This is a genomic window from Acetobacter cerevisiae (assembly GCF_001580535.1).
In the GTDB taxonomy this organism is placed as follows: Bacteria; Pseudomonadota; Alphaproteobacteria; order Acetobacterales; family Acetobacteraceae; genus Acetobacter; species Acetobacter cerevisiae.
Genome location: NZ_LHZA01000123.1, coordinates 1 through 21,062 on the forward strand (window position 1 = coordinate 1; position 21,062 = coordinate 21,062).

General features: G+C 59.4%; 19 protein-coding genes. 10 read left to right on the forward strand and 9 right to left on the reverse strand.

Annotated elements, in window-relative coordinates:
* From trpA to AD928_RS04030, 5 genes are all read left to right on the forward strand, one after another.
* Positions 1–720 (forward strand): tryptophan synthase subunit alpha (gene trpA, locus AD928_RS04010; RefSeq protein WP_062248471.1); only part of this gene is annotated, 720 nt, incomplete at its 5' end.
* A gap of 34 nt (positions 721–754) precedes the next feature.
* Positions 755–2,146 (forward strand): TIGR03862 family flavoprotein, encoded by a 1,392-nt coding sequence (locus tag AD928_RS04015; RefSeq protein ID WP_062248473.1) that lies wholly within the window; start codon positions 755–757, stop codon positions 2,144–2,146.
* Positions 2,143–3,627, forward strand: coding sequence for an ATP-binding protein (locus AD928_RS04020; RefSeq protein WP_062248475.1), 1,485 nt, complete (start codon positions 2,143–2,145; stop codon positions 3,625–3,627). Before AD928_RS04015 ends, AD928_RS04020 begins: the two co-directional genes overlap by 4 nt.
* A gap of 30 nt (positions 3,628–3,657) precedes the next feature.
* Positions 3,658–4,863: an ATP phosphoribosyltransferase regulatory subunit gene (locus AD928_RS04025; RefSeq protein ID WP_082779726.1), complete on the forward strand. Its 1,206-nt coding sequence runs from the start codon at positions 3,658–3,660 to the stop codon at positions 4,861–4,863.
* 72 nt (positions 4,864–4,935) lie between these two features.
* A complete protein-coding gene (locus tag AD928_RS04030) occupies positions 4,936–6,225 on the forward strand; it encodes an adenylosuccinate synthase (protein WP_062142048.1) in 1,290 nt (429 codons plus the stop codon).
* Between the two features lie 111 nt (positions 6,226–6,336).
* On the opposite strand, the gene AD928_RS04035 is transcribed toward AD928_RS04030, so the two are convergent.
* Both AD928_RS04035 and AD928_RS04040 read right to left on the reverse strand, forming a co-directional pair.
* The gene (locus AD928_RS04035) at positions 6,337–6,675 is read right to left on the reverse strand and encodes a VOC family protein (protein WP_197464422.1); all 339 of its coding nucleotides are present in this window, start codon (positions 6,673–6,675) and stop codon (positions 6,337–6,339) included.
* A 211-nt stretch (positions 6,676–6,886) separates the two neighbouring features.
* The gene (locus AD928_RS04040; protein ID WP_156470087.1) at positions 6,887–7,159 is read right to left on the reverse strand and encodes a hypothetical protein; all 273 of its coding nucleotides are present in this window, start codon (positions 7,157–7,159) and stop codon (positions 6,887–6,889) included.
* A 210-nt stretch (positions 7,160–7,369) separates the two neighbouring features.
* Between AD928_RS04040 and phoB the strand changes: the two genes are divergently transcribed.
* From phoB to AD928_RS04060, 4 genes are all read left to right on the forward strand, one after another.
* A complete protein-coding gene (gene phoB, locus AD928_RS04045; protein WP_062142072.1) occupies positions 7,370–8,062 on the forward strand; it encodes a phosphate regulon transcriptional regulator PhoB in 693 nt (230 codons plus the stop codon).
* A 27-nt stretch (positions 8,063–8,089) separates the two neighbouring features.
* The gene (locus AD928_RS04050) at positions 8,090–9,376 is read left to right on the forward strand and encodes a sensor histidine kinase (RefSeq protein WP_062248478.1); all 1,287 of its coding nucleotides are present in this window, start codon (positions 8,090–8,092) and stop codon (positions 9,374–9,376) included.
* A gap of 105 nt (positions 9,377–9,481) precedes the next feature.
* On the forward strand, positions 9,482–10,504 hold the full coding sequence (pstS, locus tag AD928_RS04055) for a phosphate ABC transporter substrate-binding protein PstS (protein WP_156470088.1): 1,023 nt from the start codon (positions 9,482–9,484) through the stop codon (positions 10,502–10,504).
* A gap of 196 nt (positions 10,505–10,700) precedes the next feature.
* On the forward strand, positions 10,701–12,422 hold the full coding sequence (locus AD928_RS04060) for an OprO/OprP family phosphate-selective porin (protein ID WP_062142052.1): 1,722 nt from the start codon (positions 10,701–10,703) through the stop codon (positions 12,420–12,422).
* A 165-nt stretch (positions 12,423–12,587) separates the two neighbouring features.
* On the opposite strand, the gene fdhD is transcribed toward AD928_RS04060, so the two are convergent.
* From fdhD to AD928_RS04085, 5 genes are all read right to left on the reverse strand, one after another.
* On the reverse strand, positions 12,588–13,379 hold the full coding sequence (fdhD, locus tag AD928_RS04065; protein WP_233419934.1) for a formate dehydrogenase accessory sulfurtransferase FdhD: 792 nt from the start codon (positions 13,377–13,379) through the stop codon (positions 12,588–12,590).
* Complete coding sequence (gene mobA, locus AD928_RS04070; protein ID WP_062248501.1) at positions 13,372–13,995, reverse strand: molybdenum cofactor guanylyltransferase; 624 nt, start codon at positions 13,993–13,995, stop codon at positions 13,372–13,374. Before mobA ends, fdhD begins: the two co-directional genes overlap by 8 nt.
* Positions 13,996–14,139: 144 nt before the next feature.
* Positions 14,140–14,556, reverse strand: a complete 417-nt coding sequence (locus AD928_RS04075) for a glycine zipper family protein (RefSeq protein WP_062248483.1) — start codon at positions 14,554–14,556, stop codon at positions 14,140–14,142.
* Positions 14,557–14,693: 137 nt separating this feature from the next.
* Positions 14,694–16,022 (reverse strand): histidine-type phosphatase, encoded by a 1,329-nt coding sequence (locus AD928_RS04080; protein ID WP_062248484.1) that lies wholly within the window; start codon positions 16,020–16,022, stop codon positions 14,694–14,696.
* An 84-nt stretch (positions 16,023–16,106) separates the two neighbouring features.
* A complete protein-coding gene (locus AD928_RS04085) occupies positions 16,107–17,423 on the reverse strand; it encodes a hemolysin family protein (protein ID WP_062142055.1) in 1,317 nt (438 codons plus the stop codon).
* A 202-nt stretch (positions 17,424–17,625) separates the two neighbouring features.
* Between AD928_RS04085 and acuI the strand changes: the two genes are divergently transcribed.
* Positions 17,626–18,618 carry an acrylyl-CoA reductase (NADPH) gene (acuI, locus tag AD928_RS04090; protein WP_062248486.1) on the forward strand — a complete coding sequence of 331 codons (993 nt, stop codon included), beginning with the start codon at positions 17,626–17,628 and terminating at the stop codon, positions 18,616–18,618.
* Positions 18,619–19,244: 626 nt separating this feature from the next.
* Here the strand turns inward: acuI and AD928_RS04095 are convergent.
* Together AD928_RS04095 and argC are read right to left on the reverse strand one after the other, a co-directional pair.
* The gene (locus tag AD928_RS04095; protein WP_062248488.1) at positions 19,245–19,976 is read right to left on the reverse strand and encodes an SDR family NAD(P)-dependent oxidoreductase; all 732 of its coding nucleotides are present in this window, start codon (positions 19,974–19,976) and stop codon (positions 19,245–19,247) included.
* A gap of 40 nt (positions 19,977–20,016) precedes the next feature.
* Positions 20,017–20,937, reverse strand: coding sequence for an N-acetyl-gamma-glutamyl-phosphate reductase (gene argC, locus AD928_RS04100; RefSeq protein ID WP_062248490.1), 921 nt, complete (start codon positions 20,935–20,937; stop codon positions 20,017–20,019).
* Positions 20,938–21,062: the final 125 nt, after the last annotated feature.

Here is a 21,062-nt window from a genome sequence, read left to right on the forward strand (position 1 = left end):
GCCATGCCTGCCGCCGGGGCGGATCTGATTGAAGTCGGCATGCCGTTTTCTGATCCCTCCGCCGATGGCCCGGTCATTCAGCTGGCCGCCCGCCGTGGGTTGAAGGCCGGGGCCTCGCTGCCCGGTGTGCTGAAAATGATTGCCGCCTTCCGTGAGCAGGATCAGGAAACGCCCATTATTCTGATGGGCTATCTCAATCCTGTGGAAGCGTACGGCCACGCCCGCTTCTGCGCGGATGCTGCCAAAGCCGGGGTGGACGGTCTGATTCTGGTCGATCTGCCGCCGGAAGAAGCCGATATTCTGGAACAGCCCGCGCAGGATGCCGGTCTGGATATCATCCGTCTGGTGGCCCCCACGACGTCGGACGAGCGTCTGCGTTATGTGCTCTCGCACGCCTCCGGTTTTGTCTATTACGTGAGCATTACCGGCATTACCGGCACGCGCACCGCCAGTGCCGAAGCCTTGCAGGAGGCCCTTCCGCGCCTCCGCGCCGCGACGGACCTGCCGGTGGCCATTGGCTTTGGCATCCGCACGCCGGAACAGGCTGCAACAGCGGCAGGGATTGCAGATGGGGCCGTGGTGGCCTCCGCGCTGCTCTCCACACTGGCTGACACGCTGGATGCGGATGGCAAGGCGACTGATCAGACCCTGCCGCGGGTGCTGAACCAGATTAAGGACCTCGCCGCTGCTGTGCGGGCCGGGGAGAAAAAAGCGGGATGATGCGTCATCCTGCTCTGCGTTCTGTCCCACAGGCATGACCAACCCGTTTCGTGTTGTTGTTATCGGCGGCGGCCCAGCTGGACTGGCCGCCGCCGAGGTTCTTTCTGCCGCAGGCTGCGTTGTGCAGGTAGTGGAGTCTATGCCCAGCCTTGGCCGCAAATTGCTGATGGCCGGGCGGGGCGGGCTGAACATCACCCATTCCGAACCCCCGGAAAAATTTCTGCCCCGTTATGCCGAGGCCGCGCCCTGGCTTGCGCCTTTTCTGCAGGCGTGGACTACGGAGCAGATCCGGCAGTGGATGGACGGGCTGGGGCAGGAAAGCTTTGTCGGCTCCTCTGGTCGTATTTTCCCCCGTGCGATGAAGGCCTCGCCTTTGCTGCGTGCCTGGCTGGCCCGGCTGCGTGAGCAGGGTGTCACCCTGCACACCCGCACCCGCTGGACGGGGTGGGATGCTGCGGGGCATCTGACGTTCTCACAGCCTCATACCAATGTTCAGCCGCAGTCCGGGACGGCAGTGCCGGGGCCGGGGCCGGGGCCGGGGCCGCAGACGCCGCAGGGCATGGCCACGTCTGCCACTCTGGGCCGCACGGAAAAGTCGAGGACATCGCCTCAGGCTGGTCCCCTACAAGAACCTGATGTCCCACTGTTTTCTCAACCCGATGCCGTCATTCTGGCGCTCGGCGGGGCAAGCTGGCCGCGTCTGGGGAGTGACGGTGGGTGGGCTTCGCTGCTGGAACAACGCGGCGTTGCCGTCTCAGCTCTGCGGCCTGCCAACTGCGGGTTTCAGGTGGCATGGTCAGAGGCTGTGAGGGAACGGTTTGCCGGAACACCGCTCAAGCCGGTGGCTCTGACTTTTGGAAGCCGTACCGTGCGTGGGGAACTTGTGGTGACGGATTCCGGGCTGGAAGGCGGCGCACTTTATGCTCTGTCTGCCCCGTTGCGGGAGCATCTGGCGCAGCATGGCACGGTAGACCTTATGTGTGATCTGCGGCCCGATCTCTCTGTAGAAGACCTGACAAAGCGGCTGGCTGCTGTGCGCCCGCGTGAAAGCCTGTCCAACAAACTGCGCAAAGCCCTTCGCCTCCCGCCAGTGGCGGTTGCCTTGCTGCGGGAGGCTGGTCCTGTGCCGACCTCCACCGCTGCTCTGGCGGCTCGATTAAAGGCGCTGCCGGTGCGGCTGACAGCGCCGGAGCCGCTGGCCCGCGCTATTTCCACAGCCGGTGGGATCGAACAAAGCGCCTGTGATGAACGGTTGATGCTGCGCGCACTGCCCGGCGTTTTTGTGGCGGGAGAAATGCTGAACTGGGAGGCCCCAACCGGGGGCTATTTGCTGCACGCATGCCTTGCAACCGGACGCGGTGCGGCAGAAGGGGCGCTTGCATGGTTGCGGGACACCCATCCGGAGCGGTATCGGATGCCCCTATGAGCAGCAACACGATCGTGATGGGTGATGTGCCGGGGGGTGGCCCGGCACGCATGGACCTTGCCGAACTTCTGGCCACCCGGCTTCTGGTGCAGGGCAATTCAGGGTCCGGGAAATCGCACCTGCTGCGGCGTCTGCTGGAGCAGTCCGCTCGCATGGTGCAGCAGGCGATTATCGACCCGGAAGGTGACTTTGTCAGTCTGGCGGAAAAATTCGGTCATCTGGTAATTGATGGCGCGGAATGTTCAGACATGGCGCTGCATGCCGCCGGGGAGCGGATGCGCATGCACCGCGCCTCTGTAGTGCTCAATCTGGAAGGTCTGGATGCGGACCAGCAGATGAAATGGGCCGCAGCCTTTCTGGGCGGCATGTTCGAGGCCCCACGAGAATACTGGTATCCCGTGCTGGTGGTGGTGGATGAGGCTCAGTTGTTTGCACCTGCTGCTGCCGGTGAGGTCTCGGATGAAGCGCGCCGTGCTTCGCTAGGGGCCATGACCAATCTGATGTGCCGCGGCCGTAAACGTGGTCTGGCAGGTATTATCGCCACGCAGCGTCTGGCCAAGCTGGCCAAGAACGTGGCGGCGGAAGCCTCCAACTTCCTGATGGGCCGGACCTTTCTGGATATCGACATGGCCCGCGCGGCGGACCTGCTGGGCATGGAACGCCGGCAGGCTGAAGCCTTTCGGGATTTGGCGCGCGGCACCTTTGTCGCTCTTGGCCCGGCCATGTGCCGCAGGCCGACGCCGGTGCGGATTGGTACGGTGGAGACAGAAAGCCGCTCTGCCGGGCCGGTGCTGACGCCGTTCGAGCCGCCGTCTGCCCCGGTGCATGACCTGATTCTGGCTCCTGTGCCGGTTTCAGACTTTGTGGCCCGTCCCAGAAAAGCGCCTGCTACGCCGCAGCCTGATCTGCTGACCCAGCTTGCCGCCCACGGCGAGGCGCAGGCCGCTGCTTCGCAGGAAGAACAGCAGCAGGAAGAACCGCCGGAAGATCAGGCCGAGCGTGAAGCCCGCATGAACGCCATCCTGCGCGATATGCTGACGGATGATGAAACCTCCTTCCGGGCTTCCGCCGTGCTGTATCAGGATTTTCTGGTGCGCTGCCGTATTGCCGGGCTCGGGCGTAATGCGCTGGATCTGAAGGCCTTTAATCGCGCTCTGGCCACGGCCCGGAGTGGCGTGAGTGAGGATATGTCGGCCTCGCCCGACTGGCAGCAGGCGGAGGGGCTGGCCAATGCCCTGCCGGAAGATCTGCAATCCGTTTTTCTGTTTCTGGCGCGGGCCGCCATTGGCCGCCTGCCGTGCCCGTCGGACGCGGAAATTGCGCGTGTGTACGGCACCGTCTCGCAAGGCCGCGCCCGCCGACTGGTGGAATGGCTGGAAGACCAGAACATCATCGTTCTGCGGGCCGATGGCATGGGCCGGAGGGTCATTACGGTCATCGGGCCGGGGTGGGAGACGCTGCCCGGCGTCCCGCAGGGGTGAGAACCGTTAAAAAAGTGCAGGTTTGCGGGCATGACGGGCGCGGCGTGCGGTGCTATAGGCCGAAGCATGACGGATGACCCGCCCTTTAGCCCGGCTTTGCTCCCGGCTGGCTTTGTAGACCTCCTGACCCCCGATGCCCGGACTGAGGCAGAAGGGGTTGCGACACTTATGGGCGTATTCGCCTCGCACGGGTACGACCGTGTGCGGCCGCCGCTCATGGAGTTTGAAGACACATTGCTGGCAGGGTCCGGCGCGACTCTGGCAGACCAGAGCTTCCGCGTGATGGACCCGGATACCCGCAAGATGATGGTCCTGCGGCCTGATATCACCCCCCAGATTGCCCGTATGGCGGCGACTCGGCTGGGCGCTGCGGCGCGGCCCCTGCGCGTGTCCTATGCCGGGGCCTGCGTGGTGGTGATGCCTGCGGCGGCGGAAGAAAGCGGGCGGCAGATCATGCAGGCCGGGATCGAACTGATCGGCCCGGATAGCCCGCAGGCGGATGCGGAAGTGATGTCCGTCGGGGCAGAAGCGCTGGCCCAGCTGGGTGTGCCGGAGGTCTCGTTTGACCTCACAATGCCGCCGCTGGTTCCTGCTCTGCTGGAAGAAGCCAATATTTCCGCCAGTGTCCGGCCTGTTCTGATGCGCGCGCTGGACCGCAAGGATGCGGCGGCTGTCGCGGAACTGGGTGGGGCGCTGTCTGACACGCTGATTGCTCTGCTGCGCGCCGCTGGCCCTGCTGAACAGGCGCTGGAGCAGCTCGCCCATATCAGCCTGCCGCCACGGGCCCGCGCCTTTAGTGAGCGCCTTGCTGCAACAGTTGCAGCCCTGCGTAAAGCCAACCCCGGCCTGCGGTTGACGGTTGATCCGGTCGAATTCCGGGGCTGGAAATATCATACCGGCGTGTGCGTGACGGTGTTTGCCGTGGGCCGTGCGGAAGAACTCGGGCGCGGTGGCCGTTATCTCTCCAGTGATAATGAACCAGCCTGTGGCCTGACCTTCCGGCCGGATGTGCTGTTCCGCACCATTCCGCCAGCGCAGGCCCGCCAGCGCATTTATCTTGCCCCCGATGCGGACGCACAGGTTGCGGCCCGTCTGCGGGCCGAAGGGCATGCCACGCTGGCCGCCCTGCCATCCGGCACCCCCCACCTCACAGGCCCGGAGCATGACCGGGCCGAGGCGCTGCGTTTGGGGTGCAGCCACATTCTTTCTGGTGCAACGTGCACAAAGCTTGACTGACCACGTGCGGCAGAGGGGCGGGTTGGCCTCTCGGCAGGGTTTTCAGGCAGATTTTCCAGGAGCAGACCGTTTATGTCCAACGTCACGGTGATCGGCGCCCAGTGGGGCGATGAAGGCAAAGGTAAAATTGTAGACTGGCTGGCCAGCCGGGCAGACATTGTTGTGCGCTTTCAGGGCGGCCACAATGCCGGGCACACGCTGGTTGTTGGCAATCAGGTTTACAAGCTTTCTCTGCTGCCCTCTGGCGTGGTGAGCGGCAAGCTGGGCATTATCGGCAACGGCGTGGTGGTCGACCCGCAGGCTTTGCTGGCGGAAATTGGCCGTATTCAGGAACAGGGCCTGAAAGTGACCCCGGACACCCTGAAGATTGCAGAAAACGCCCCCCTGATCCTGCCGGTGCATGGTGCGCTGGACCGCGCGCGTGAAGCTGCCCGTGGCGACCGTAAAATTGGTACCACAGGCCGTGGCATTGGCCCGGCGTATGAAGACAAGGTGGCCCGCCGCGCTATCCGTCTGTGTGATCTGGCCGAGCCGGAAACGCTGGACTGGAAGCTGGACGAGCTGCTGCTGCACCACAACACGCTGCTGGCCGGTCTGGGTGCAGACACGTTCAAGAAGGAAGACCTGATGGCCTTCCTGACGGACATTGCCCCCAAGGTTCTGCCGTTCATGGCCCCCACATGGGACATTCTGGACGATGCCCGTCGCGGTGGCCGCCGTATCCTGTTTGAAGGCGCTCAGGCCGTCATGCTGGATGTGGACCACGGGACGTATCCGTTCGTCACCAGCTCCAACACGGTTGCCGCTAATGCTGGCACGGGTGCTGGCATGGGGCCGAACGCTGCCGGGTTCGTGCTGGGCATTGCCAAAGCCTATTGCACCCGCGTGGGTGAGGGACCGTTCCCGACCGAACTGTTTGACGATATTGGCCGCAAGATTGGTGAACGCGGGCATGAATTTGGCACCGTAACCGGTCGCCCGCGCCGCTGTGGCTGGTTTGATGCCATTCTGGTGCGTCACGCTGTGCGTGTGGGTGGCGTCAATGGTCTGGCTCTCACCAAGCTGGACGTGCTGGATGGTCTGGATGAAATCTGCGTCTGCGTAGGCTATGAGCTGGACGGCAAAAAGACCGACCGGTTCCCGTCCTCTCCGGCGGCACAGGCGCGCATCAAGCCGATTTTTGAAACCATGGAAGGCTGGAAAGAAACCACGCACGGCGCACGCCGCTGGGCGGATCTTCCGGCACAGGCGATCAAATATGTACGGCGGATTGAAGAGCTGGTTGGCGCACCCGTCACCCTGCTGTCCACCAGCCCGGACCGTGATGACACCATCCTGATGCGCGACCCGTTTGAAGACTGATTAAACACCAGCCGTTAGACGGCATTGAGACCCGTTGCATGGTTCAGAAAGCTTCTCACGAAGCCTTTCCGGGCCATAAGGCGGGTCTTTTTGTTTTTATACCCTGTCTGCTCAGTCGGGCTGCATGATGGCGAGTTCCATGCCGTTCGGGTCCCGGAAGTGGAAGCGGCGCCCACCGGGGAAACTGAAGATCTGTTTGGTAAGGGTGCCTCCCGCCTGAGTGACGGCTTTCAGCGCGGCCTCAAGGTCTTTGACTTCCACCACCGGCAGGGGCGCTGCGGGGGCTTCGCTCGGGTCGCCCTGTAACCCCAGATCAACGGAGCCCGTCATGGTGCAGGCATAGTCCGGACCAAACTCTGTCAGGCTCCAGCCAAAAACGGTCTCGTAAAATGTTTTAGCGGCTTTTAGATTCTGCGCCGGTAATTCTACAAAATTGATGCGTGCCATCATGCCTGTTTTCCCACCCTTTATGTGCCCGCCCGGAAAGAGCCTCAGTGCAGCCTTACCCAGCTTAGAAGTGGCTTTTCATGCTTAGCAAGAGGATACGGCCATGCCTGAGAGACAGGCACGTCTCCTCCTGCGTGACCATTCGGCAAAAATGGTCACGATCCCAAGAGGAACACAGATGAGATTTTTTGTGCTGCTGCGCTGAGCGGCAGGGTTAGCGGCTCAGCGGATTCTGCTGCATGGCCGTGGCCGTGTCGCCTTCGGCGAACACGCCAAAAACACCAGCGGCAGGATACAGCGCACGAATACGCTCCTTCTGCGCCTTGTTTTCCAGCGTCGTGCAGATGCCTTCCAGCATACCCAGTTCAAGCAGCCCGCGTTCCGAGAAGGAGCGGGAGATCTGGCTCTGGAGGGTCTGAAGGCGCGTGCTCAGGGACAGGTGAAAGCTTCTGCAGGTTTGCGGCAGAAGAGTGCGAAAAATACTCATGCGAGCGTTTCCTGGAGGTGCATCCGGCACAATTGCCGGTCCAGCTCCTGAGCGCTCCATAATCCAGAATTCTGCCCTTTGCATAGAAGGATTTTGCAAGCCAGAAGAGCTTCCCGAACAAGGGTCGTAAAGTGTGTAACTTTTATGACACTGGTTGTTTTTTCTGTGGCCTCCAGCTTATCCTGCGCCGCGAACCGCTATGGGATGCTCATGACACACAATGCAAGCGTTCTCGTTGTTGAGGATGACCCGGCACTCTCCCGGTTGATCTGCTATAATCTGGAAAAACAGGGCTATGACGTGCGTCTGGCCGGCGACGGCCATACGGCCCTTGACCAGATTAGTCGCCGCACGCCTGATCTGGTCCTGCTGGACTGGATGCTCCCCGGTATTTCCGGGCTGGAAGTCTGCCGGCAGTTAAGAGAACAGCCAAAAACCAAGTCCATACCCATCATTATGCTCAGCGCGCGCGGGCAGGAGACTGATAGCGTGCGGGGGCTGGAAATCGGTGCGGATGATTATCTGATCAAGCCCTTCGGCATGGAAACGCTCTTTGCGCGGGTCAAGGCTATGCTGCGTCGGCTGCCGCCGTCTGGCAATGTGCTGAAGTTTGACTCCCTCGTGCTGGACCGTGTGGCCCATAAGGTGGAACGCAACGGGCGGCTTCTGCCGCTGGGGCCGACGGAATACCGGCTGCTGGAATTCCTGATGACGCATCCCGGTCAGGTTTTCTCGCGCGAGGAACTGCTGGAACAGGCATGGGAGCGCAGCTCCTGTGTGGAACTCCGCACAGTAGATGTGCATATCAGACGGCTGCGGCAAACGCTGAACGCAGGGGATGAGAAAGACCTGATCAGAACCGTCCGTGCCCGGGGATATGCGCTTGATATGCCACAGGACTGAGGCCGTTCTGGCGCAACGGAGTGCCTGATGATGCATGAGGCACTCGTTGCTGTTGCGGGCATACTGGTCGGTAGCGGGCTGACAGCCAGCTTGCTGGCGGCTCGCCTGCGCCCCGAAAAAGTAGAGATTCCGAGCTACCATCAGGAAGAAAGTCCCGCCTCTTCCAGAACAGCTGTGCCGGAAGGGGTTGAACAGGTCATGGCCTGTCTGCCTGCCGCTACAATGGTGCTGGATGAGGAACGGCGGCTGCATTACGCCTCGCCGGAAGCGTATCGGATTTTTGAAGACAATCTGGGGAGCATCAAGCGTCATCCGGCTTTTCAGACAGCGCTGGACCGGCTGGTTGAAAAAAGTCTGGATACAGCTGTTTGTTCAGAAACAGCCCGCATTGTGCTGGATGTTCCGCATCACCGGGTGATTCAGGCCCGTTTTCAGCAGCATGTTCTTCCTGCCTCGCTATTTGCAGGAGCGCGAGGCGGGAGTGTCTCGTCGGATCGCTCGCAGCATGCGCTGGTTTTTGTCGCGCTGTGTGATGAAACGGAAGCAGACAATACCGAGCGCCAGCATACGGACTTTGTGGCCTATGCCAGCCACGAACTGCGCACGCCGCTTGCCGCGCTGATGGGGTTTGTGGAAACGCTGCAAGGCCCGGCGGCGGATGACCCGGAAGCCCAGCAGGAGTTTCTTGGCATCATGGCCGCACAGGGTAAGCGGATGCAGCATTTGCTGGATGATCTGCTCTATCTGTCCCGTGTGCAGCGTGTGGAGCATCAGCGCCCGCGTGGCTCGGTGGCGCTGAAGGATTTGTTTGTCCGTCTGAAGGCCGAGTCTCAGGCGCTGTTCCGCCTGAAAAAGGCAAAACTGACGATCCAGCCAGTGTCTGATCCTGCCTTATGCGTTGCGGCAGATACCAGTCAGCTTGTGCAGGTTCTCATCAATCTGATTGAAAATGCTTTCAAATACGGCACCCTGCCGGATGCGGAAGGTGCTCCGTCTGCCCTGCAGGTAACGGTGTCCTGCGCGCTCGCGCCGCCTGACCCGCGCTGGCCTGCCGTACCGGGCGTGGTGTTAAGCGTGGCAGATAACGGGCCGGGGATTGCAGCGCGCCATCTGCCCCGGCTGACGGAGCATTTCTACCGTGTGCCCAAAACGGCGGCCACGGTGCAGGGGAGCGGGCTGGGGCTGGCCATTGTCCAGCATGTCGTCACCCGGCATGGGGGGCGTTTTGTGGTGGAAAGTACTGTAGGGAAGGGCACAACCTGCAAAATCTGGCTGCCATGTGTTGCCTCTGCGGGTGTCATAAAACCTTCATAAAACAGTCTTCAACATGTCATCCCCCGAAGGCAGTAAACCCGTTAAGGGTTGTCCCCGACGTGGCGAGTTGCGTCGTTATTTATGATGTCCAGGGATAAAACCGAAATGCGTCTTTCCTTCAGGCCTGCTCTGTGTCTGCTTGCTGCAACGTGCCTGACCGCGGCACTGCCGAGCGTCTCCCGGGCCGAAAGCGTCACGGGCGCAGGTTCCAGCTTTGCCGCCCCGATTTACGAAGCCTGGGGTGAGACAGCTAAAACCGCCGCAGGTGTTACGGTAAACTATCAGAGCGTTGGCTCCAGCGCCGGGCAGAATCAGGTTCTGGCAGGAACGGTTGATTTCGGGGCATCTGATGCGCCGATGGATGCAAAAAAGATTGAATCTGCCGGTCTTTTTCAGTTCCCGACCGTGATGGGCGGCATTGTGCCCGTCATTAATATTCCGGGTATGAAAGCGGACACGCTGCGCCTGAGCGGTGCTGTGCTGGCTGGTATTTATTCCGGTGAGATCACGGAATGGAATGACCCGAAAATTGCAGCTCTGAACCCGGGTGTGACCCTGCCGGACATGCCGGTGGCTCCTGTGCACCGTGCAGACGGTTCCGGCACCACTTTTGTATTCACATCTTATCTGGCTGGGTCTTCTGCTTCCTGGCACGATTCTCTGGGTGCCAGCACGTCCATCTCCTGGCCCGGTGGTCTGGGTGCTCGTGGGAACGATGGCGTGGCAGCAACCGTGCAGAACACGGAAGGCGCTATTGGCTACGTTGAATATGCCTATGCCAGCCGTAACCACCTGACGACCGTCAAACTGCACAACCGTGCGGGTGAAGATGTTGCTGCAAACCAGACGAGCTTTGCGCATGCCGCAGAAGCCGCCGACTGGCAGCATGCCTCTCACTTCGCGGTTAATCTGCTGGACACGCAGGGTAAGGGCGCATGGCCGATCGTTTCTGCGACATACGTGCTGACCCCGGTTGCCCCGAAAAATGCTGCGCGTGGGGAAGCCGTTCGCTCGTTCTTCAGCTGGGCGTTTGAAAAGGGTGATGCCACGGCCCAGAAGCTGGACTATGTGGCTCTGCCGCAGTCTGTGAAGACCAGCATTCTGTCTGCATGGAAGAGCGCAAAATAAGAATCCTGATATTATATAAAAACTTTTCAGAAGTCTTTTTGAGAATTTTTCCTTGAAAGAGTCTTTTTATAGAGGAGGCGGGCTGAATCATTCAGCCCGCCTTCTTTGTCATAGAACTGTAACGAAAGCATCACGAAACCATCACGCACAAAAGACGTTCGGCGGGATATTCAGCGTTCATCTTCTCTCCTCTGGAATGGCAATGATGCGCTGTAAACCGGTTATTTCATCTCTGGCTTTTGCGTCTTTTCTGATGGGTGGCGCGGCCCCTGTTGCAATGGCATCATCTTCTGACGACGCACAGATCCGGGCTCTCCGCCTTGAAATGGCGCAGATGCGCAAAGAGATGATGGGGCAGATCACCACGCTGAAAAGTCGGCTGGCCAAGACCGAAAATATTTCCCGCAGACAGGACCGGGTGAGCACCGCATCAGCTCATGGCGGTCGCGCCACCAGCCATCATGAGATCGCATCGGGTCCGGTTGATCCGAGCGTGCAGTTTAACGAACCGGCAGCATCCTCTACTCGCATCCATCTGGCTAATTCTGGCACGCCGACGTCTGACCGCGGCGATGTGATGTCCTGGAAATCTTTCCGCGCTGCCACGAAGAGTGATGAGAACGTGCATGTCGGCGGTATGATCGTCGGCTTCCCGAAAGGCCGCTTTACGGTAGCGTCTGAAGATGGGGCTTACGGCCTCTCTATCGGTCTGGCCTTCCATGAAGATTTCGGTGGGTTCTTCAATTCCGGGCCGCGTGCGGGTGAAGGGCGTGGGGCGTTCAACAGCTTTACCACCAACATGCGCCGTCTGCGTATTCCGTTTACCTTCCGCTATAAAAACTGGGTTGCGGCTGTCACGCCGGACTTCGGTGCCAACCATAACGATGGGTATGTTGGCCTGTATGAAGGCAACCTGAACTACACCGGGCTGCACAACACCATCCTGACGGTGGGTTACTTCCAGCCGCGTGTGACGGAAGAAGATTCCGAAAGCTCGAACGACTTCTTCACGCTCGAACGTCCGAGCATCACTGACATGGTGCGTAACATCGCCGCAGGTGATGCCCGCTTCAGTGTTGGTGGTCTTCATTATGAAAAACGCTGGTGGATTGCAGGGTATTTCACTGGTCAGGAATGGGGTCACCGCAACGCGTCTGACATGAGCAGCACCTATTACGGCGGCGGCAGCGGCACCACCATGGATAGCCAGACAGGTGCGACGCTGCGTGTTGCAGGCCGTCCGGTTGCCACAAAAGACTGGGATGTCCACATGGGGGCATCCGGTATTTCTGCATTCCGTCTGGCGTGTAACTCTACGTCAGCGACGTCCTGCTCTCGCTCCACCTCTTTCGGTCAGCGTCCTGAGTTCGACATTGGGGAAGCCAACCTTGCAGCAACCGGTGGGATTAGCAACGCGGCACAGGTTTGGGCGGCTGGTCCGGAACTGGGTGTCCGCTGGAAGCGCCTGATTGTGAAAGGTGAATACTATCACGTTGGTGTTCAGCGCGATGCGCCGGGCCTGAAGTCTGCTGGCTTCCAGGGCTGGTATGGGTCCGCAGCCTATACGCTGTTCGGCAACCCGCGTCTGTATAACGAAAAAGAAGGGGCCTTTGGTGCGCCGGGTGTTCCGGAAGCCGAAGAATTTGATCCCGCCCGTAACCACTGGGGTGCGCTGGAAGTTGTCGGCCATTACAGCGTGATTGATCTGAATAGCCGCCTGAACGATGCAAACGCCAAGAACGTGATCCGTGGTGGTCAGCAGACGGTCTGGACGGGGGGGCTGAACTGGTATCCGAACCGTCACTTTCGCCTCATGCTCGATTACAGCCACTTCATTGTGTCTCGTAGCGAGCAGGCAACCAACATTTACGGTCGCACAGGTAACTCCGTTGCTGCCCGTATTCAGGCAGGCTTCTAAGCTGAGGTCTGATACCGTGCTGAGGGAGGCCTGACCGGGTCTCTTTCGGGATGAATTTCTGGTCCGATAACAAAAACCCCTTTCAGGCTAAGCTGAAAGGGGTTTTTACATGGTGCTGTGTTCCGGAGTGGCGCAGGTTAAAATAGGCTGGCTAATTAAGACGTTTTAGCCAACAGCCCCTGTAAACAGATGTTGAGAAGATCGCCGCGCCAGCGCCACAATGGTCAGGCCCGCCTCTTGTGCCAGACGCAAGGCGCGCGTGGTGGGGGCGGAAATGGCGACCAGTGTGGAAAAGCCTGCCAGAATGGCTTTTTGCACCATCTCGAACGAGCATCGGCTGGTAATCAGGCAAAATCCTTCTGCAAAGCAGACGTTTTGACGAAGCCCGGCACCAATCAATTTATCCAGCGCGTTATGGCGGCCCACATCTTCGCGTATCATGTGAATACTACCATCTGAGCCACACCACGCTGCACCATGCACCATATGCACCTGCGCATTCAGCGTTTGATGGTCGGCCAGAGTCTTCACGGCCTGCCGTATGGCGGATAGCGGCACCGGTGGCATGACAGGCACAGCGGGAAGGGCGGTATGGAGGCTTTTCAGGTCTTCACTGCCACACACGCCACAGCCTGTCCGGCCAGTCATGGCGCGGCGGGACTGGAGGAGGCGGCGAAAGTCTTCTCCGGCAATATCAAGTGAGAGCGTGACGCCATCTTCCCCAATCTCCGTCCGCACGGCGCGGATGGAGGCTGCGTTGGATACAAGGCGTTCCGTAATGGAAAACCCATAGGCGTAGTCTTCAAGGTCCTGAAGCGTTCCCATCATCACAGCATAAGGCACGCTGTTATAGACAAAGCTGATCGGGGTTTCCTCAGCAATGGCCAGAGTGGTCGCCTCGGCTCCCTCTTCCGTAAAACGCTCAACAGGCCAGCGGGTCATGACAAAATCAGACATGGCTCAGGCCTTCATGGACCAGTTTGCGGGCATAGGCATACTCATCGGGTGTGTTGATGTTGAAAAACAGGTCGGGCGTGTGCGCAGGAAAGACAACATCCCGCACGCCTAAGGTCGCAGAAAAACAGCGGATGCGCAGTTTGTCTTTATGGTCGGGCTGCTTCAGCCAGTCTTCCAATGCAGGGCGGCACGCGGTGGGCCAGCTGGCGACCAGATGATGCTGCCGATTGTCCGACACCGCGACAGCGGGAGCCGGGAGCAGGAGTTGTGGCAGGTCCGCCGGGATAAAAGGGGTATCGCCGGGCACGGTTATCAGAACAGAGCAGTTCTGGCTTTCCGCCCAGCGCAAACCTTCCAGAATGCCAGCCAGAGGCCCCATGTCCGCCTGCGTATCGGGCAGAACCGGCAGGTTCCACGGCGCAAAGCGGGAGGCGTCACCATTGGCGCTGAGGGCAAGAGCAGCGCAATGGGGGCGGAGTGCCGCCAGCACGTAATCCAGCACCGTGTGTGTTTTGGAAAGGGGAAGAAGGGGTTTGTCACACCCGCCCATGCGGGAGCCGGTACCGCCCGCCAGAACAAGGGCGGCAATACGGGGGGGGGGAGGAAAGGCGCTCATGCAGCGGAGCATCGACCTCTGGCTCAGGTGTGGCAAGAGTTTTTGCACTGCTGGGCGCACGGGAAGATGTGGGTTTTTTATAAAAAAGTGGCCCGCCGAAGCGAGCCACCTGAATGCACAGCGTAAAGCGAACGTCTGCCGTTTTTAGCGGGGCAGGACGTTCTTGTAAGCGACCATGCACTGAACATAGGCATTGTTATACTGGGTCTGAATGCCGCCGTTCTGGCTGTTGGAATAGGCACCCCCACCCAGCGCGCCACCCAGAGCACCAGCGCCGGCACCAATGCCAGCCCCTGCACCACCGCCAGCAGCAGCACCCAGACCAGCGCCCAGAGCGGTTGCAGCCAGACCGCCATAAAGAGCCTTACGGTTCTGGCTGCCCGCCTGCCCCTGCACAGCGGCAGTGGCCTGAGACCGGCAGAAATTCTGTTCCTGCTGGAAGGTGGCGTAGTCCTTGCCGGGGCCGGGAAGAACCATGGCGGTCGGGCCCATCGGTGTTTCTGCGCAGGCTGCCAGCAGAAGCGCCGGGAGAAGAAAGAGAGACGCTTTTTTGAAGCTCATGACAAACACTCTTGTTAGAAATTGGACACGTGTTAAGCGCCCAATTCTGGCATTTTTTGGAACGGACGGAAATCTTTTAATTAACAGGCCGCATGGCGCAGGCCTTCGGCAGCTTTTATGGCTTCTTCTTTAAGAAATCATAAATCCTGTTCTTTGAGCTTATTCACACTAAGGGTCAGGTCATCCAGCGTGCAGGCCGCCTGCGCGGTGTTCGGGCAAAACCGGCTGTGGAGCAGCAGGGGCGCGCCTTGCCCGGCCTGACTGTTTATGGGCTGCGCCTGCCGTAACTGCTCCAGAGACTGGTGGAACACACGGAAACGCACGTCTTTTTGCCCATCCGGTAACCGCCAGAGTTCAAAGGCCAGCGTGGTATCTGGTGCGGTGCGGTCAGGCTGGTCAGGGAAGGACCAGTCCAGCCCGAAGAGCGTGGCCAGCATGTCTAGTGTTGTGTCATGCCCGGCAAACAGGATCAGCCGCGCAGACGCCGGAAGCGCAGAGTTGTCAGGGAGTGAAACGGGTTGCTCTGCCAGAGCGGTAAGGAGCGTTTCAGCCAGAACATGCCCGCGAGGCACGGCCAGTGCCGGAAGGCGTCTTAGCCTGTCACTTTGCAGGGCATGGGCGGGCAGCACAGCGGCCAGAAGCTGGCGGGTTCTGGCGGCATCGTTGTCCGTCGCCATCTGTGAGCTGGCAAAAACTGTGGAAGGCAGGCCTTGCTCGTATTCCAGCAGGAGGTTTTCCGCCGTGGAGGCGCTCAGGTTAAGGCCGCCTGTCGCATGAGGCAGGCCTTTCTTCCAGGAAAGGACAGTTGGAGCAGTAAAGCAGGGTCCTTTCCGCTGCTGGCATCCTGTAGGCGCAAACATGGCCTGCAAGGCAGAAGCCGCCTGCGCCTCGGGCCTGTCCGGGGTTGTGTCCTGTTGGAACGCGCGGGTGAGGGGCGGCATGACGCGCTGTGGGTCAAGATGAGCCTGTCCGGCGGCCAGCGCATTGAACAACGGGTCATGCTGGCCAGCAGGTAGACTCTGCGCTGTGCTGGTGCAGCCCTGCGTTAAGGCGTGGCTCAGAATGTCACCACTTTGGCGCGTGCGGGTATCCGCAGAATCAGCCCAGACAAAAACGGCTTTGGCTGAGGCGCAGGGGGCGGAAGTCTGCGGGAGAAGGGGTGCGTACCAGCTTTGGAGAAACTGCCCCATGAGGGCCAGATTAGCCCGGCCATGGTCCGTCAGTTCTCCCGGCGGTACCGGCCAGAAGGACCACGTGCGGCCAGTCTTTTTTTCCAGCGTGGCGAGGGGTTTGGTCGGGCTGCGAATGCCATGCCGGGAGACCAGCAGGACTTTTTCCAGAACAGCGCCGGAGGAAGCCGGGGCCGAAACTGGTCGGGCCGTTTCAGCACGAACACCTAAAGGTGCGGCGAGACCCGCAAAGCAGCTGGAGAAAAACAGACAGGGGAGAAAGCGGATACGAAACATGCGCCTGCATAACACAGGCGGTCTGCTTCGGGAGAATGCAGGCATGGCCCCGGCTCTTACGGGGGCACAAGCCTGCGGGATAGGTCAGGTCAGGCGGGTAACCAGCAGCTGGTTGATGCGGAAGCCTTCCACGTCCACCACTTCAAACCGGAAGCCCCCGGCATCCACGCGGTCGGCCTTGCGGGCCATGCGGCGCAGGCGGTGCATGACAAAGCCGCCAATGGTGTCAAACTGAGCGCTGTCGGGCAGTTCGATGATGTGTAGTTCCCGCATCACGTCGCCAATCGGGGCTGCGCCGTCGATCAGCCAGGAATTTTCATCACGCCGGACAATGGCCTGTTCTTCAAACGGGTTGGCCAGACCGTCCATGAGCGCACCCATGATGTCCTTAAAGGTAATCAGCCCGACAACCAGCCCGTATTCATTCACAATCAGGGCAAAGCCCACGCCGTGGGTATCAAACTGTGCCAGCGTGTCCCACAGGTTGAGCGTTTCCGGCACGGAGAGCACATCCCGCCGCATGCGGAAAATCGGGTTGCCGCGCAGAGCAGGGCCTTCCGGGATACTGGCGGGGTCCACAACTGAGGCCAGAACGTCTTCCGCACGGATGGAGCCAATGACCTTGTCCAGCCCGCCATCACACAGCGGGTAACGGGAATAGGGTTTGGCCCGGACCTTCTCGTGGTTATTTTCCGCGTTGTCCTGCACGTCCAGATAGACAATCTCATCACGCGGGGTCATGGCGGAGGTGACCGAGCGGTCCTGCAGACCCAGCACGTTCTGGATCATCTGGTGTTCCTGCTCCAGCAGCACGCCAGAGGCGGTGCCGGCGGCCAGAATGGCGCGCAGGTCTTCCGGCGTCACCGGTTCCACGGCGGAGGCTGCCGGGATTTTCATGGCGCGCAGAACGGCGTCAGACACCTTGGAGAAAATCCACACAAACGGATAGAGCACCCGTAGGGCCAGCTTGGGAAACCAGCCAATGGAGAGTGCGACTTTATCCGGCGCGTTCATGGCCACCCGTTTGGGCAGCAGGTCGGCAAACAGGACGAACAGGCCGGTGACCATGATGAAGCTGATGGCCGAGCCGGTCTTTTCCGCCAGTCCGTCCGGCAGGCCCCAGTAGCGCAGGAGGTCCCCGCAGGGAGGGGACAGCATTTCCGAACTGACAATACCGCCCAGAATCCCCACCCCGTTCAGGCAGATCTGGAGAACAGTAATAACCTGACCGCTATTGCGCCGCAGGGCCAGAAAGGCCTGTGCGCGTTTATCACCCGCTTCTGCCCGGGAACGCAGCCGCACATCACGGGCGGCGGCAAAGGAAATCTCGGAGAGAGAAATCAGGATGCTGACAGCAATCAGCAGAAAGAGGGCGAGAAAACCGGTAAGGAAAAGAATCAAGACACGCTCGGAGTTCAATAAGAAATAGCTTATTGGACAAGGTTATATCTGCTGCCTTTTTAAAATCCTAATTTATTTTCTCAAACTTGGCCGAGCAGCCCGAGTCTGCCCGCGGCTTTGTGAACAGCGATTTCTCAAAAATGGCGTAGTGGGATGATCTCCGGCGCAAGAGGGGCGTTGAGAGGTGTGAAGGAGACAGCGCATGTTCCGAGCTTTGCTGATCGAAAAAAATGCCGATGGAGACCAGGTTATCCATGAGCATTCTCTGGCGGAAGACCAGCTGCCGGAAGGCGATGTGACGGTGCGGGTCGAGTGGTCCAGCCTGAATTACAAGGATGCGCTGGCGATAACCGGCAAAGGGCCGATTGTCCGCTCCTACCCGATGGTGCCGGGCATTGATTTTGCCGGAACGATTGAAGCGTCTTCTCACCCCGGTCTGTTTGTTGGCCAGCATGTGGTGCTGAATGGCTGGGGTGCGGGGGAAAGCCATTGGGGCGGTCTGGCTGAGCGGGCGCGTGTGCCGGGAGACTGGCTGATCCCCCTGCCGTCTGCGTTCAGTGCGCGTCAGGCTATGGCGTTGGGGACGGCAGGGTATACCGCCATGCTGTGTGTGCGCGCTCTGATCCGGGAAGGTGTTACGCCCAAAAGCGGGCCCATTGTGGTGACGGGGGCTTCCGGCGGCGTGGGTAGTGTTGCGCTGATGCTGCTGAGCCGCCTCGGCTATCAGGTGACAGCCATTACCGGCCACCCGGAAGAAGAGCCCGCTTTGCGGGAGCTGGGGGCCACGGACATTCTGCCGCGACAGGCTTTACTGCGCCTGACCCGCCCTCTGGAAAAAGCCCAATGGGCCGGCGCTGTGGATGTTGCCGGGGGTGCTGTGCTGGCGGCGCTGTGTGCATCCATGCAGTATCATGGGGTGGTGACGGCCTGCGGTCTTGCCGCGGGGATGGACTTCCCGGCAACCGTTGCGCCGTTCATTCTGCGGGGCGTCACGCTGGTCGGGATTGATAGCGTCCATTGCCCGAAAGAGGAGCGCCTTGCGGCATGGCAGCAACTTGCGCAGTTAATTGAGCCGGAAAAACTGAATGGTATTATTACGGAAATTTCGCTTTCCGATGTCAAAAAGGCAGCCTCTGATCTTCTTGATGGAGAGATTCGGGGCCGTATTCTGGTCCGGCTTGCAGGCTCCCGGTAAGACCGTTCACTCCTTTTCCCCGCAGCGTTCTGCTGCTGCGGTTGGGGCCTTGATAAGGGTACAGTTCTTTGCAAGGCTGGAAAACATTGACCATAGCCATGTGGGGGATGGTGGTGAGCGGTAGGCGAGCGTCATGCGAATAATGATCGGTAGTTTTTCAGGGGAGCTTCTTTATTATTGGTTCTGGAGTGAGTATGCTGATAAATTATAAAATAAATATTTTTAATAATTAATTATAAGGTAAAATAAAATGTCTAAAAATACAAAAACATCAATTTTATTTATTTTTTTCAATGTGGTTCTTATTTTTTGTATTTCTTTTCTTGATGGATATACAGGATCGCAATATTCTACGTTGGAAAATCGTATTTTGTTACTTTGTGTGATTTTTGGTAATATAATATACTTTAAAAAACTATCTTCTCAATAATAAAAATAGATCTACATTGTTTCTTTAGAGGGGCAAAGTGCGTAGCACGCTTATGCTTTGAAAATCACAACGAGATATGATTAAGAGAATATAAGCGTATAACTATAAAATAAATCAAAATTCCAAAATGAGAATATAAAAACTGGAAAAGCAACACAGCTTTTCCAGTTTTTCAAAACGACAGTAATTTGAAAAATCAGGCTTCCAGACCACCATCCACAGGCAGAGCAGCGCCTGTGATGTAGCCAGCTTTCGGGCTGGCGAGGAAGGACACCATGTTGGCAATGTCGTGCACCGTGCCGTATTTGCCCGTTGCCACATAGCTGCTGATCAGTTTGGCAACATCCCCGGTAGCGGGGTTCATGTCTGTATCAATGGGGCCGGGTTCCACCACGTTGACGGTAATGCCTTTGGGGCCGAGGTCCCGTGCAACCCCTTGTGCAAAACCACGCAGAGCAGCCTTGGTGGCGGCATAAAGTGAAATACCGGGGAAGGGCGCACGGGCACCAAATGCGGAGCCGATGAAAATCAGGCGGCCGCCTTCCTTCATGTGTTTTACGGCTTCCATGGTTTCCACCATCACGGCGCGCACATTCAGGTTCAGCACATGTTCAATCTGGGCAACGCTCATTTCGCTAATGGGCCCGTAGGGATAGGTGCCAGCGTTGCAGACCAGTGTATCAATGCGGCCAAATTCTTTAACCGTTGCGGCAATGCCAGCCTGATTGCCTTCAACCGTCGTGCCATCAGCCTGAATGCTCAGGGCTTTGCGGCCCAGTGCCCGCACTTTGGTAGCAGCGGCTTCTGCTGCATCTGCATTGCGGGCGTAAGTCAGAGCAATATCAAAGCCGTCTTTAGCTAGTGTTTCCGCAATGGCGGCGCCAATGCCGCGGCTGCCGCCAGTTACCAGTGCTACGCGTTGTGTCATGCTCAGAAAATCCTGTTTGAAAAAACGATAAGGTAAAGACTCAGGCCTGTGGCAGCCCGAGCATAAGGGCAATATTCTGCAAGGCGGCCCCGGATGCGCCTTTGCCGAGGTTATCCAGCCGCGCTGTCAGCACAGCCTGTCGGGAATGCGGGTTGCCATGCACGCGCAGTTCCATGGTGTCACGGCCTGCCAGCGCTTCCGCAGACAGTTTGGGTTCTGCAGACAGCACATGCACACGGTCCTGCCCGGCATAGCGGCCCGCCAGTGCGGTATGCAGGTCATCCCCCGTCACGCCGCCATTCAGATCATCCAGATGCAGCGGGATGGAGACAATCATACCCTGTGCGAAGTGCCCGACGGAGGGCACAAAAACCGGGCGGCGTGTCAGGCCGGCATGCAAATGGATTTCCGGCACATGCTTATGTTCCAGCCCAAGCCCATAGAGTTCAAAGGCCGGACCACCATCGCGCGTATGGGCTTCAATCATGGCACGGCCCCCGCCGGAATACCCGCTGACAGCATTGATGCAGACAGGATAATGCGGCTCCATAATACCCGCATCAATCAGCGGACGCAGCAGGGCAATGGCCCCTGTGGGGTAGCAGCCGGGGTTTGAAACGCGGGGCGCACCCTGAATGGCCTCGCTCTGGGCCGGAGAGAGTTCCGGAAAACCATAGACCCAGCCCGGTGCTGTGCGGAACGCCGTGCTGGCATCCAGAATGCGCGGGGCGTTCTGGTCGAGGGTTTCCGCTATGGTGACAGCCTCGCGCGCGGCATCATCCGGCAGGCACAGCACAACCAGATCGGCCTCTGCCATAGCGTCCTTACGGGCAGCCGGATCCTTGCGGCGGGCCGGGTCAACCGAATGAATGCGCACGGGCAGGGCAGACAGGCGGTCCCGAATACCCAGGCCGGTGGTTCCGGCTTCCCCATCAATGAAAATAACGGGCTGCTGTGTCATGCCTTCTTACTCCACCCGATAACGGGAGGCTCCCTGTCTTCGCCCGGCACCCGGTTCTGTGCGCGTGGGCTGTTCGGTCTCTCTGCTTCCGCATATACGGGGTAAGTCCCTTGTGGCGGAAGGGG